General features: G+C 67.5%; 10 protein-coding genes. 5 read left to right on the forward strand and 5 right to left on the reverse strand.

The window, feature by feature from the left end; all coding sequences use genetic code 11:
• Positions 1-1,500, reverse strand: coding sequence for a DUF3179 domain-containing (seleno)protein (locus tag BLU74_RS10110; RefSeq protein WP_089767165.1), 1,500 nt, complete (start codon positions 1,498-1,500; stop codon positions 1-3).
• Positions 1,501-1,653: 153 nt separating this feature from the next.
• On the opposite strand from BLU74_RS10110, the gene BLU74_RS10115 reads away from it, so the two are divergent.
• Positions 1,654-4,758 carry an FAD-binding and (Fe-S)-binding domain-containing protein gene (locus BLU74_RS10115; protein WP_089767166.1) on the forward strand — a complete coding sequence of 1,035 codons (3,105 nt, stop codon included), beginning with the start codon at positions 1,654-1,656 and terminating at the stop codon, positions 4,756-4,758.
• Positions 4,759-4,774: 16 nt separating this feature from the next.
• On the opposite strand, the gene BLU74_RS10120 is transcribed toward BLU74_RS10115, so the two are convergent.
• Both BLU74_RS10120 and BLU74_RS10125 read right to left on the reverse strand, forming a co-directional pair.
• Positions 4,775-5,980: an MFS transporter gene (locus BLU74_RS10120; RefSeq protein WP_175454613.1), complete on the reverse strand. Its 1,206-nt coding sequence runs from the start codon at positions 5,978-5,980 to the stop codon at positions 4,775-4,777.
• A 168-nt stretch (positions 5,981-6,148) separates the two neighbouring features.
• A complete protein-coding gene (locus BLU74_RS10125; protein WP_089767168.1) occupies positions 6,149-7,645 on the reverse strand; it encodes an amidase in 1,497 nt (498 codons plus the stop codon).
• 287 nt (positions 7,646-7,932) lie between these two features.
• Between BLU74_RS10125 and BLU74_RS10130 the strand changes: the two genes are divergently transcribed.
• From BLU74_RS10130 to BLU74_RS10145, 4 genes are all read left to right on the forward strand, one after another.
• Positions 7,933-9,432, forward strand: coding sequence for an aldehyde dehydrogenase family protein (locus BLU74_RS10130; RefSeq protein WP_089767169.1), 1,500 nt, complete (start codon positions 7,933-7,935; stop codon positions 9,430-9,432).
• 18 nt (positions 9,433-9,450) lie between these two features.
• Positions 9,451-10,350 (forward strand): SDR family oxidoreductase, encoded by a 900-nt coding sequence (locus BLU74_RS10135; protein ID WP_089767170.1) that lies wholly within the window; start codon positions 9,451-9,453, stop codon positions 10,348-10,350.
• 75 nt (positions 10,351-10,425) lie between these two features.
• Positions 10,426-11,304, forward strand: coding sequence for a fumarylacetoacetate hydrolase family protein (locus tag BLU74_RS10140; protein WP_089767171.1), 879 nt, complete (start codon positions 10,426-10,428; stop codon positions 11,302-11,304).
• Positions 11,305-11,428: 124 nt separating this feature from the next.
• Complete coding sequence (locus BLU74_RS10145; RefSeq protein ID WP_089767172.1) at positions 11,429-12,133, forward strand: ABC transporter ATP-binding protein; 705 nt, start codon at positions 11,429-11,431, stop codon at positions 12,131-12,133.
• 181 nt (positions 12,134-12,314) lie between these two features.
• On the opposite strand, the gene BLU74_RS10150 is transcribed toward BLU74_RS10145, so the two are convergent.
• Together BLU74_RS10150 and BLU74_RS10155 are read right to left on the reverse strand one after the other, a co-directional pair.
• Complete coding sequence (locus BLU74_RS10150; RefSeq protein ID WP_089767173.1) at positions 12,315-13,355, reverse strand: branched-chain amino acid ABC transporter permease; 1,041 nt, start codon at positions 13,353-13,355, stop codon at positions 12,315-12,317.
• A complete protein-coding gene (locus BLU74_RS10155; RefSeq protein WP_089767174.1) occupies positions 13,352-14,230 on the reverse strand; it encodes a branched-chain amino acid ABC transporter permease in 879 nt (292 codons plus the stop codon). Before BLU74_RS10155 ends, BLU74_RS10150 begins: the two co-directional genes overlap by 4 nt.

Genomic DNA, 14,230 nt, shown 5'->3' on the forward strand with positions numbered 1-14,230 from the left:
TCACTCCACGACGTGGACTGTCTCGTAGTGCGTCCGGAACGCGAACCAGAGGCCGTGGCGACCGGGGATCCGCTCGCGCGTCTCGCCGTCGGTCGACCGGAGTTCGTTGCGGTGGAGGTCCCAGCGCGTCCCAGAGTCGTCGACGAGGGCGACCCCGTCCGCGTCGGCGACGCGCTCGACCGTCGACCCTGGGGACTCGTAGACGGCGACGTCGTCGGTCGCATCGAGCGTCGCGACCACTCGTCGACCCGCCACTTCGCCGGTGACCACGCCGTGTTCTCGCTCGCTGAGCGCGTCGACGGGGACGACCCAGACTTCGTCCGGACTGTCGCCTGTGAGACCGTAGACCGAGGCTTTCTCCGGAAGCGGCCCATCGGCCCGCTTGACGCCCGGCTGGACGACCTCCTCACGGTTCCAGTAATGTTCGAAGAAGCCGATGTCGCCGTCGTAGTGCGCGTAGTCGTACCCGTAGCCCGTCTCGATGTCGAGCGCGAGTGTGTCCGGGTACTGAGCTTTCCAGTCACCCCACTCGGTCTGTGTGACCGCGAACTGGTCGAGGAACAGATCCGGGTTCTCGGCGAGTTCCGGCCCCCCGATCGGCGTGCCGGCGTGCTGGTCCCAGAGTGTCTCGGTCTCCTCGTCGTACATCACCTTGTTGCCGGACGCGAGCATCCCGCTGTTACCGAAGGTCCGCACGCCCGGCGCGGCTCCGTCGTCGCCTCCCTCGCCCGTCGGAAGCCGTCGGTCGTAAAGGATCGGCGCGTTACAGAGCGTGCAGTAGGTGAGGCTCACCGGGACGCCGTCGAGCTCCGCGTTCAGGAGTTCGTGCGGGAACAGCACCCATCGCGGCACGGCGTAGGCCGTCCCCTGAATCTCGAACCCGAACACGAGGTGGTCGTCCTCCAGGTAGCGCTCCGGGGCGTCGTCACCGTCGCCCGCGTCGGTGTCCGCCTCAGTGGCCCCCGCCGCTCCGGCGTCGACAGCGTCGCCGGGGACGAACGTCGGCGCGTTCAGGGCCGCGAGGAACGATCGGTCGCAGTTGCCCCAGCGGATGTCCTGGATTTCGAAGTCGCGCGGTTCGCAGTCCAGCAGTCCGCCCACGGGCGGCAGATACGAGTGATAGAGCCGACGCTTCCAGTCCTCGAAGCCCGGGAGGGGATCGATTTCTTGCTGAGAGTACCACGACTCCCACTCGACCCACGCGTGATCGGAGTCGAAATCCGGTTCGGTGAGCGCCGCGAGCGCGTCACGGACACCGGGCCAGCGCACCTCCGGGAGGTCCAGATACCGCGGGGGGTCTCGGTCTCTGAGGACCGCGGGAAAGCCGAAGGAGTCCCAGTCGTTGGCGATGCTGTCGATCACGATCAGTTCGGCCAGGTGGGGGACGACGCGTTCGTCGCCCTCCGTGGCGAGCGCGTCGATGGCGTCCGCGTGGGCGGCGGCGTCGCGGACCAGGAGTCGATCGGTCAGTTCCTGCAATCGCTCGGTGGTCGCCGACACCTATGCAGGCACCTCGGCGCGGAGGGTGAAAACAGTACCTTCGGTGACGGCTGGTGTGGCCGCTCACGTCGCTCTCCTCACCGCCGACTCACGAGCACCCGGGGTCCCGACAGCGGCGAATATAAGTGCCCGTTCCACTCAGTAATAGGCAATATGCCTGATCGCGACAGCGATGCCGTCCCCGACGGCGGCGTGGCACGTCCCGCGCCGGCCCGCGACGACCGCTCGGACTACCAGTACGTCTCCGAGTCGGTCGAACGGCCGGACCTCGTGGACGCGCTCGACGCGCGCGTCACCGGCGAGGTCCGCTTCGATACGTACACCCGACAGATGTACGCCACCGACGCGAGCGCCTACGAGGTGACCCCGATCGGCGTCGTCTTCCCGACGTCGACGGCCGACGTCGCGAGCGTCGTCGCCTACTGCGCGGACGAAGAGATCCCGGTCCTCCCGCGTGGCGGCGGGACGAGCCTCGCCGGCCAGACGGTCAACGAGGCCGTCGTGCTGGACTTCACGCGGCATATGGACGGCGTGCAGTCGATCGACCCCGACGCCCGCGAGGCGCGAGTGCAGGCGGGTACCGTTCTCGCGACGCTCAACGACCGCGCGGCCGAGCACGGACTGACGTTCGGCCCTGATCCGGCGGCGGGCAACCGGAGCGCCATCGGCGGCGCGATCGGGAACAACTCGACCGGCGCGCACTCGCTCGTCTACGAGAAGACGGACCACTACGTTGAAGAGGTCGAAGCGGTGCTGGCCGACGGCACGGTCACCACCTTCGGCAACGTCGAGGTGGCCGAACTCCGCGAGCGCGCCGATCCCGAGGGCGACGCAGCGGAACGCATCGCCGCGGGCGTCGTCGAACTGCTCGACGAACACGGCGAGGAGATCGAGCGGCGCTACCCCGAGATGAAGCGGAACGTGTCGGGATACAACCTCGATCGCCTGCACGCGGAGGCCGAAGGCGAGTTCGGCGAGGCGGGCGTGGTCAACCTCGCGCGACTGCTCGCGGGATCGGAAGGCACGCTCGCGGTCATCACGGAGGCGACCGTCTCGCTGGAACCGAAACCCGAGACGAAATCGGTCGCCCTGCTGACCTACGACAGCGTCCTCGACACCGTCAGCGACGTCGTTCACGTCCTCGAGCACGACCCCGCGGCCGTCGAACTCATCGACGACGTGCTGATCGGACTCGCCGCGGAGACGTCCGAGTTCGAGGAAGTCGCCGGGAAACTGCCAGACCGAACCGAAGCCGCGCTGCTCGTCGAATTCTACGCCGAGGACGAGGACGACGGGAGAGAGCAGATCCAGAGGCTCCTCGCCGATCGTGTCCCCGGACGGGGCGCCGACGACGCCGAAGATGACGGCGATGCCGACGACGCCGACAGCGCGGCGGAGTGCTACGCCTTCGACGCGCTGGAAGCACACGACGAGGCGGACCGCAAAGAGCTCTGGAAACTCCGGAAATCGGGGCTTCCGATCCTCCTCAGCCGGACGAGCGACGCGAAACACATCAGTTTCCTCGAAGACTGCGCCGTCCCGCCGGAGCACCTCCCCGAGTTCGTCTCCGGCTTCCAGGACGTTTTGGACGAACACGACACGTTCGCGGCGTTCTACGCCCACGCCGGTCCGGGCGTCCTGCACGTCCGCCCGCTCGTGGACACGAAGTCCCAGCCCGACGTCGACGCGATGCAGGCCATCGGCGAGGCCGTCACCGACCTGGTCGTCGAGCTCGGCGGGTCAGTCTCGGGCGAGCACGGTGACGGACGCGCGCGGACCCAGTGGAACCGGAAACTGTACGGCGACGAACTCTGGTTCGCCTTCCAGGATCTCAAGACCGCGTTCGATCCCGACTGGCTGCTCAATCCCGGACAGGTCTGCGGCGACGTCTCGCTCACCGAGAACCTCCGGTTCGATCCCGACTACGAGTTCGAGGCGGGGTTCGATTCCGCCCTGGAGTGGGACAACGAGAACGGGATGCAGGGGATGGTCGAACTCTGTCACGGGTGTGGCGGCTGTCGGACTCAGCAGTCCGACGGCGGCGTGATGTGCCCGACCTACCGCGCGGCCGACGAGGAGATCACCGCGACCCGCGGGCGGGCGAATATGCTCCGGCAGGCGATGAGCGGCGACCTCCCCGACGACCCGACGGATGAAAAATTCGTCACTGAGGTGATGGACCTCTGTATCGGCTGCAAGGGCTGTGCGAACGACTGCCCGAGCGAGGTCGACCTCGCGAAGCTCAAAGCCGAGGTCACGCACGCCTACCACGAGGAACACGGGTCCTCGCTGCGCTCGAAGATCTTCGCCAACGTGGACACGCTCGCCAGTCTGGGGAGCACGTTCGCGCCACTCACCAACTGGGCGACGAAAGTGCCCGGCGCACGGACCGTCTTGGAGCAGACGATCGGTATCGCGACCGAACGGACGCTCCCGACCTTCGAGCGCGAAACGCTGCAGGACTGGTTCGAGGCACGCGGCGGGTCACGGGTCGATCCCGACGACGCCGAGCACCGGGTCGTGCTCCTCCCCGATACGTACACCAACTACAGTCACCCGGACGTCGGAAAGGCCGCCGTCGAAGTGCTGGAAGCCGCCGGCGTGCACGTCGACGTCGCGGACGTGACAGACAGCGGTCGCCCGGCGTTCTCGAAAGGGTTCCTCGACGTCGCCCGCGAGACGGCCCGGGAGAACGTCGACGCGCTGCTCCCGCGCATCGAGGCGGGGTGGGACGTCGTCGTCGCCGAACCCTCCGACGCGGTGATGCTCCAGTCGGATTACGGCGACCTGCTCTCGGGCCCCGACGTCGAGACGTTCCGGGCGAACAGTTACGGCGTCTGTGAGTACCTCGATACGTTCCGGCTGGACGATGGGATCGAGTTCGACGCCCCCGACCGCTCGGTCGCGTACCACGGCCACTGCCATCAGAAGGCGACGAAGAAAGATCACCACGCCGTCGGCGTGCTCCGCCGGGCGGGCTACCGCGTGGACCCGCTCGACTCGGGCTGCTGTGGGATGGCCGGGAGCTTCGGATACGAGGCCGAACACCACGCGATGAGTACGGCCATCGGAGAGACGCTGAAAGAACAGATCGACGACAGCGGCGCGGAGTCGGTCGTCGCCCCCGGTGCCTCCTGCCGGACGCAACTCTCCGATTTCGATACGACCGTCGATCACGCGCTCTTAGCTCGCGAGAACCGAGATCGCGAGGAGCCGCCGACACCGATCGAGGCGCTCGCCGCCGGCCTGGCGCGGTAGTCTCGCGCGGCCGGGTTCAGCTTCCGGCGGTCGGGTCGTCAGTCGGAGCCGTGCCCCGGTAGAACAGTCCCCCGCCGAGCAGCGTCAGCCCACCGACGGCGAGCAGCGGGACGGTGTACCCACCCGAGAGGTCGTAGAGGACGTTCAGCGCGACGGGGGTGGTGAACGACGTCGCCGCTTGGCCGAGGATGAAGAGGCCGACGATGGCCGTCGCGTTCGCCGGGCCGAAGCGCCCGATGATGATCGGCGAGAACAGCGGCGCGACGGTCCCCAGGCCGATCCCGAACAGGACCAACAGCGCGTACATCATCAGCCGAGAACTCATCCACGGGAGCGCCACCATCGCCAGTGCGGCCAGCGCGACGCCGCCTGTCAGCGTCACCCGCATTCCGATCCGGTCGCCGAACTCGCCGCTGGCGACGCGACCGGCGACGCTGACGCCCCCGATGATCCCAAACGCCGTCGCGGCGACCGATCTGCTGATCCCGTTCGCAGTGAGCACGCCGACGGCATCGACCGAGAGCACGAAGTACCAACTCCAGAGGAACGAGAACCCGGCGAGCGCGCCGACGAACCGCGGATCGGTGAGGTTCGCCCGCAGCCAGGAGACGTCGACCGGCGACGACGTGGACCGGCTGCCGGGCGGCCGGCGGTACACGAGGCTGGCACCGAGGATCACGAGCGCCATCGCCCCCGCGACGACGGCGAACGCGTCGCGGATACCCGTTCGCTCGAGGAGCCAGATCCACAGCGGGGGCAGCACGAGGATACCCAGTCCGTTCCCGATCATCGTGATACCCATCGCTCGGCCCTCGTACTGGTCGAACCACTGCGGGACCAGCGATACGACGATGACGAACATCGATCCGCCGGCCATCCCGACGAGGGCGAAGGCCGCGACGAGGCCGGCGTACGAGCCGGAGACCTGCAGCAGGGCGACTGCGACGCCGAAGCCCACTCCGGCGACGGCGACGACCGGACGGAGCGGCACGCGGGCGATGAGAACGCCGATCAGCCCTCCGGCGACGTAGAACGTGGCGGTGGTGATCGAGAACACCGACGAGACCTGCAACCCCGAGAGCCCGAACGCACTCGCGAGCGCGTCCGAGTAGACGGTGAAGGTGAAGATGAGGCCCCAATCGAGTACGAGGATCGTCAGGCCGAGAGCGACGATGAGCCAGCCGGTGAGCGAGTCGAGCGCGTCGTCGTCGGTTCGGTTCATACTGAGGTATCGTGGGTCGGCGGTCGGCCGCCGACTCGTAGTCTGTGAGTCATCGGTTGGCCCGTGCTCTTTATCCTGTCGGACCGGCGTCCTGCCACCGTCCGCCTCTCTGTCGCCACGTGTCCGGGACGGCATCGCGTCATCGTCCCGGTGGGCGAGTGAGTCCGCTCAGTCAGCAGCACTCCTGAACGCGTCCGGCGGCCGCCGATGCCCCGTTCCCTGTTCGTAGGAGTACCCGATCCCGAGGAGGTCCGCCTCTCCGAACGGCCGGCCCGCGAACTCGATGCCGACGGGGAGGCCCTCCTCGTCGGTGAATCCGGCCGGAACCGTGAGCGCGGGAAGTCCGGCCGCGGCCGTCAGCGTCGTGTTGAGAGCGCTCACTGGCACGTTCTCGCCGACCGGGGCCGGCGGGACGGCGGCCGTGGGATAGACGAGCGCGTCGAGGTCGTCCGCCGCGAACACCTCGAGAACGCGGTCGCGGAACTCCCCGAGCCCGACCCGCCGGCGCAGGTACTCGACGTTCGCACCGAGCGCCCCGGCGTCGACGTCCGCGCACTCCCGGAACGTCTCCTCGTAGTCGTCGCGGAACTGGCCGGATTCGATCAGTTCATCGAGCGTCGAGGGCACGGCGTCGCCTTCGAGGGTCGGGAGGTACGCGTCGAGGTCGCGCGCGAACTCGCGGTTCACCAGGTTCAGATCCCGCCAGGCCTCGCCCGGGTCGGTGTCCGGGACCGTCGTCCGCTCGAGGGTCGCGCCCAACCGTCCCATCTCGCGCTCGGCCTCCGCGAGGACCGTCGTGACCTCGTCGTGCGCGGCCTCAACCGTCCCCGAGAGCAGGCCGATCCGTGCCCCGTCGAGGGCGTCCTCTCGGAGTGAGTCACGGTAGCTCCCCTCGGGCGGCCCCGGCCGCCGGCCGTGTCCCCTCGCGGTCGCTCGGTCGGCGGGATCGTACCCGGCGATGGCGTCTAGTACCGCCGCGACGTCCTCGACGGTCCGAGCCATCGGCCCGGCCGTGTCGTGGGTGAGCGCGTTGGGGACGATCCCGTCCCGGCTCACCAGTCCCACGGTGGGACGGAGCCCGACGGTGTTCGTGTAGGCCGCCGGCAGCCGGACCGAGCCGCCCGTGTCAGTCCCCATACCGACGACGGCGAGGTTCGCCGCGAGGGCGACCGCCGTCCCGCCGCTGGAGCCGCCCGGATGTCGGTCGAGGTCGTAGGGATTGTGGATCTGTCCCCCGAGCGGGCTGTATCCGTCCCCGCCGCGGGCGAACTCGTCGAGGTTGGTCTTCCCGAGGACGACGGCACCGGCCTCCCGCAGCCGGCGGACGATCGTGGCGTCGTCGGGCGGGAAGGCGTTGGCCAGCGCCTGGGAACCGGCCGTCGTCGGCGTCCCGGCCACGTCCACGTTGTCCTTCAGGACGACCGGGATTCCGTGGAGCGGGCCGACCGGCCCCTCCGCTTCGAACCGCTCGTCCAATTCCTCTAGGCGGTCGCGGACGTCAGCGGAGACGTGGATGAACGCCCCGAGCCGGTCGTCGAAGCGGTCGATCCGGTCGAGGTGCCACTCGGTCAGTTCCCGGGCCGTCAGGTCCCCCGCAGCCATCGCGCGGTGGATATCGGAGACCGTCGCCTCCTCGAGTCGGGGTGGTGAGTCAGGGCTTGCCACAGTCGGCCTGGGAGTCGGGCGGGCGGAAAAAAAGCGTACCGGACACACTGCGGCCGACCCGGCAGGGAGACGAAGGAACGGCCATCCACGGCTCGTGGAACATCTCGATGATCACAGACCAAGCGTCTGTGCGTGCACCGACCACGGCCGTCCCCTTGTTCCGCCACGACGAACCCCCAGGACCGCGGTACAGAAAATTTCCGATATCACCGATGTAACCGGGGTAACAGCCGGTAAAACCGGGCATCTGACCAAACTTTCATTAGTGCTACGCCTAATGGTATTGTATGGCACTCGAAGGCCAGTCACCGTACAGTATCGACGCGGACTGGAACAAACTGTATATCGACGGCGAGTGGGTCGAATCCGAGAGCGGGGAGAGCACACCCGTCGAGGACCCCTCGACGCGGGCGGTCGTAGCCGAAGTTCCCGCGGGCACGGAAGCGGACGTCGACGCCGCGTACGAGGCGGCCGTCGAAGCCCAGAAGGAGTGGGGCGAACAGCCCCCCGCCGCGCGCGAGCAGGCCATCCAGGGCCTCATCCAGGAACTCGACGCACACCAAGAGGAAGTCATCGAGCTGAATACGGCCGAGATCGGCGGCATCCACGGCGTCGGTGAGACCGCCGTGCAGATCACGATGGACCACCTCGGCGAGGCCGCGACGCTGCCGCGGCGGATGAAAGGCGAGACCGCCGGCTCGAACATCCCGGGCAAGGACAACCTCGTCTACCGCGAACCCGAGGGCGTGGTCACGGTCATCTCGCCGTGGAACTTCCCGCTGAATCTCACGGCGCGCGCGCTGGCGCCGGCCGTGGCCGCCGGGAACTCAGTCGTCCTCAAGCCCGCGACGGACGCGCCGATCGTCGGCGGATTGCTCTGGGCCCGCCTGGCCGAGCAGGCCGGCATCCCCGACGGCGTGATCAACGTCGTCACCGGTTCCGGATCCGACATCGGTGACCACCTCGCCAGTCATCCGGACAGCGACGTCGTCGCGTTCACTGGCTCGACGGAGGTCGGCCAGCACGTCGCCGGGCTCGCGGCGGAGAACCTCTCGGTCCCCGCGATGGAACTCGGCGGCAACAACGCCCACATCGTCACCGAAGACGCCGACATCGACGAGGCGATCAACTCTGCGGTGTTCGGGTCCTTCATCCACCAGGGCCAGGTGTGTATCTCCATCAACCGCCACGTCGTCCACGAGTCCGTCTACGACGAGTACGTCGAGAAGCTGACCGAGCGTGCGGAGTCGCTGCCCGCCGGTAACGCCCACGACGAGGTCGTCATCGGACCCATCATCAACGAGTCCCAGCGCGATGAGATGCTCGACTACGTCGAGCGCACGGTCGAAGCTGGCGCGACGCTCGAAACCGGCGGCGAGACGGCCGACGTCGAAGGCGTCGACGACTCGCTGGTGGTCAAGCCGACGGTCCTCTCCGACGTCACGAACGACATGGCGGCCGCCTGCAACGAGCACTTCGGTCCCATCGCACCCGTGATTCCGTTCTCGGACGTCGACGAGGCGGTCGAGATCGCGAACGACACCGAGTACGGCCTGACGGGGTCGGTCCACGCCGGCGACATCGGCGAGGGTCTCGAGATCGCGAAACGGATGGACACCGGCAACGTCCACGTCAACGATCAGGGGATCAACGACGAGGCGCACGTTCCGTTCAGCGGGACGAAGGCCTCCGGCCTCGGCGGATACAACAGCGACGACTTCCTTGACGAGGTCACCGAGAAGAAGTGGATCTCCCTGCAGACCGAACCGCGCGAGTACCCGTTCTAACTCACGGTCACGAACGGAATGCTTCAGGACACGGTCTGCATCGTCGCGGGCGGCGGCAACGGCCTCGGTGAAGCCGCCGCACACGAACTCGCCTCCCACGGGGCTCGCGTCGTCGTCAACGACCTCGGCGCGGCCGTCGACGGGACCGGAAGCGACGCGTCCGTCCCCGAAGCCGTCGCGAGCGACATCCGCGAGGCCGGTGGCACGGCGATCGCCCACCACGGCGACGTGAGCGACTTCGACTACGCCGAGACGCTGATCTCGGACACCGTAGCCGAGTACGGTCGGCTCGACTTCGTCTGCAACTTCGCGGGCATCCTCCGCGACGGCATCAGTTACAAACTCTCCGAGGAAGACTGGCGCGAGGTCCTCGAGACCAACCTCACCGGTCAGTTCGCGCCGCTTTGCGCGGCCGGCGCACACTGGCGCGACGCGGCCGACGATGACGAGGATGCGGGATTTGACCGCCAGCGCTCGTATCTCGCGGTCAGCGCCGGCGCGGCTCGCGGCAGTCTCGGGCAGGCCAACTACGCCGCGGCGAAGGCGGGCGTCCTGGGGATGATGCGCTCGGTCTCGAACGAACTGCTGCGCTCCGGCGTTCGGGTCAACGCGCTGGTGCCGAACGGGTATACCCGGATGACCGAGACGGTCCCCGAGGAGCACCGCCCCTACACCCGCGAGGAGATGCCGCCCGAGAAGGTCGCTCCGCTCGTCGCCTATCTGGCGAGCGACGCGAGCGAGGGAGTGACCGGTTGCACGCTGTACGCCGGCGGCGACCGCGTCGGCGTCCTCTCGGACCCGGCGATGGACGCCGTCGGCGTCGAGCCCGACGGCTGGACGCTCGACTCGCTCGCGGCGCACTTCCGTGAGGACGTCGCGGCCGACGTCGACCTGTCGCGCACCGAGAGTCACCTGTAGGACTTCCGATCGGCCCGAGCCACGCTCGCGGCCCGAACGGAACCTTTTATCACCGATTCCGACGAACTCACGGGTATGCGATTCGTCCGCTACGACGACGATCAGCTCGGACTGCTCACAGACGACGGCAACGGCGTGATCGACCTCACCGACCGCCTGGGCCTCGACGGCGACGAACCGCTCGTGGAGTACATCGAGGGCGACTACGACGCCTCCGAGTACGAGGACGAGGCTCCCGATCACGACGTCGAGGACGTCGAGATCGGCTCGCCGGTCGGTCGTCCGGGCAAAGTCATCGCCGCGCCGCTGAACTACGAGAACCACATCGAGGAGGCCATCTCCGACAAGGACATCACCACCGACGAGTGGTTCTCGATCAAGGACAAAGGCTACTTCCTGAAAGCCCCCTCCAGCGTCGTCGGCCCGGACCACGGGATCGAACTGCCGTTCGAGGACCGCCGCACCGACCACGAGGTCGAACTCGCGTTCGTGATGGGCGAGGAGGCGAAGGACGTCTCCGCCGAGGAGGCCTGGGACCACATCTTCGGATACACGATCCTCCTCGACATCTCGCTGCGCGGCGATCAGGACCGCTCGAACCGGAAGTCCTACGACACGTTCACCGTCATCGGCCCGTGCGTCGTCACGGCCGACGAGATCGACGATCCGCAGGACCTCCAGATGGAACTCGAACTCAACGGCGAGCGCCGCCAGTACGAGAACACCGGCGATATGGTTTACACCTGCGCGGACGTCGTCAAGTACGCCTCGCTCGGCGCGACCCTCGAAGTCGGTGACGTCATCACCACCGGCACGCCCGAGGGCGTCAGCGAACTACACGACGGCGACACCATCGACGCCGAGATCGAGGACGTGGGCTCGATGACCGTCGACGTCACCGGCCGCGACGTGAGCTACGCCGACGCGAACGTCCAGAAGGGCGGGCAGGAGTAGGCTGCACTCGGCGCGCGCTCTGCGCACATCGCTCTTTTTCTGGCCAAGTGACCGGTGAGCTCCCCGCGGCGCGTCGACCGAAAGGTAGGCTTAAGAAAGACCGTGACAATCCACGTGGTAGTCAATGTCACTACTCGAAGTGGACGCCATCGATGTCGCGTACGGCAACGTACAGGTCCTCTGGGACGTGAGTCTCGAAGTCGAGGAAGGCGAGACTGTCGCGCTCCTCGGCGCGAACGGTGCGGGGAAGACGACGACGCTGAAGACTATCTGTGGGGACCTCTCGCCGATGTCCGGAGAAATCAGGTACAAGGGCCAGTCGATCGGCGACCTGCCGCACGAGGAAGTCGTCGCCAAGGGCGTCGCACACGTTCCGGAGGGACGGGAGGTCTTCACCGAGAGCACCGTCCGCGAGAACCTCGAACTCGGTGCGCACCTCGATCGGAGCCGAATGCAGGAGCGACTCGAACGGATCTACGACATCTTCCCGCGACTCGAGGAACGCAAAACGCAGACCGCCGGCACGCTCTCCGGCGGGGAGCAGCAGATGCTCGCCATCGGCCGCGGGCTGATGAGCGAACCGGACCTCCTCCTTCTGGACGAGGCCAGCCTGGGGCTCGCACCCGTCCTCGTCGACGACGTGTTCGAGGCGATCCAGCGGATCAACGACGAGGGAACGACGGTACTGCTCGTAGAACAGGACATCTACAACGCCCTGCGCGTCGCCGACCGCGGCTACGTGATCAAGACCGGCGAGATCTCGCTCTCGGGCACGGCTTCGGAACTCGCACAGGACAAGCGCGTCGAGGAGTCGTACCTCGGGGCCTGAGGTCGAACGCGACGGGGTGTTCTGCGACGGAACCCGTCCTCCACGCCGATCGTCGGTACGGGTTCGGCGGGCGGACCGGTCCCCTTCGGACACCCGCGTCGATGGCGTTTCTCTTGGCCGTCGTCGGATCCGAACGATTCACCGCGAGAAGTGAGCAATCCCCGCCGAAAAAACGGCCCGGTCAGTCGTCTGCAACGTCGGCGTCCATCTCGCCGCCGGTGTCGGCAGTCTCCGAGACGAGATAGTCGTCGACGAGGCCGTAGAGGCCACTCGGGAGGAAAATGATGAAGAGGATGATCAAGATCCCCTCGACGGCCTCCGCCCAGCCCCCGACGATGGCCGAGAGGCCGTTGTCTAAGAGCAGGAACAGCCCGGCGCCGAAGAACGGCCCCGCGAAGGTGCCCATACCACCGAGGATCACGACCACGAGGGAGTCGACGGTCCACGTGACCGCGAGGGTCGACTGAGCGTTGATGTACAGCGAGAAGTGCGCGTACAGCGCGCCGGCGATCCCCGCGAAGAACGAGGACGCCACGAAGGCGTACATCTTGTACTTCAGCGGGTTGACGCCCAGGCTGCTCGCGGCCTCCTCGTCGTCGTGGATGGCTTTCATTCCGAGACCGGCCGGCCCCCGGACGATGTAGTACGTCACCCAGACGGTGATGACCGTCGCGAGGAGCGTCAGGAAGAACATCATATCGCCGTGAGAGATCGTCTCCCCGAGGCCGATGTCGGCGTTGACGTAGTACCCGGTCGCGCCGCCGGTGAGGTCCCGGCGGTCGTTCATCACGAGTTCGATCACGGCTGCGAGCGCCAGCGTCCCGATGGCGAAGTAGTGCCCCGTCAGGCGGAAGATGACCGGGCCGATGACGAGCGCGATGAGCGCGGAGACGACCCCGCCAACGAGGACGGCGGCGACGACGGGGATCTGGAGCGCCTCTGGGAGGCCAGCGCCCGACGGCGTCGTCACCCACGCGGAGGCGAACGCGCCCATCCCGAAGAACGCCGCGTGGCCCAGCGAAATCTGCCCGGCGTACCCGGCGATCAGGTTCCACGACACGCCGAGCATCACGTAGACGAGTCCCGTCAGGATGAGCCCCGTCAGGGAGTCGGTCGTGACGAACGGGACGACCGCCAATGCGAGGACCGCGACCACGCCGAGGGCCTGGACACGTCGGTCGTCGGCGAGCGACCCGCCGGGGGCGCGCTCGAGTAGGCTCACGAGTCACCCCCCGAGCCGAAGAGGCCCTGTGGTCGCACCAACAGCACGCCCAGGAAGATGAGGAGACTCACGACGTTGCGGTAGCCGCCGCCCAAAAACAGCGCCCCGAGGTTCTCGGAGACGCCGATGATCAACCCGCCGACGAGCGTGCCGAGGACGCTGCCGACGCCGCCGAGGACGACCACGGCGAACGTCGTCAGCAGGTACGACCAGCCGATGTACGGATCGATCGGGAATATCATCGACAGCAGCGCGCCGGCCGCACCGGCGAGCGAGACCCCGATACCGAGCGTGATGACGTAGATCCGGTCGGTGTTGATGCCCATATACTTCGCTGCCGTCCGGTTCTGGGCGGTCGCGCGGATCGCCTGCCCGGTGCTCGTGTACTGCAAGAACGCCCACGTGCCGACGATGAGCAGGACCGAGACGACGAACGTCACGGTGCGGGGGAACGACAGGAACGCGAACCCGAGATCGATTCCGCTCCCGGGGATCCCGATCCCGGCGGTCTGGGCGTCGCCACCGAACACCTCGCGGGCGACGTTTTGGAGGATCAACGCGAGTCCGAACAGCACGATGATCGGCTGTTCGAGCCCTTCGCCGACGACGTGCTCCAACAGCACCTTCTGGAGGACGACGCCGAAGACGAAGAGGACCCCGATGGCGATCACCATCCCGACGAGCGGCGTGATGCCCAGAGCGCCGAAGATGACGATCGCGATGTAGGCCCCGACCATCAGGATGTGCCCGTGCGCGAGATTCACGATGTCCATGATCCCGAACACGAGGGAGAGACCCAGGGCTGCGAGGGCGTAGATGCCCCCGAGGAGGAGCCCGTTCGCGATCGACTGCGTTACGAGGTCGGATGCGACCAT

It is taken from the genome of Halobellus clavatus, assembly GCF_900107195.1.
GTDB classification, from domain to species: Archaea; Halobacteriota; Halobacteria; order Halobacteriales; family Haloferacaceae; genus Haloquadratum; species Haloquadratum clavatum.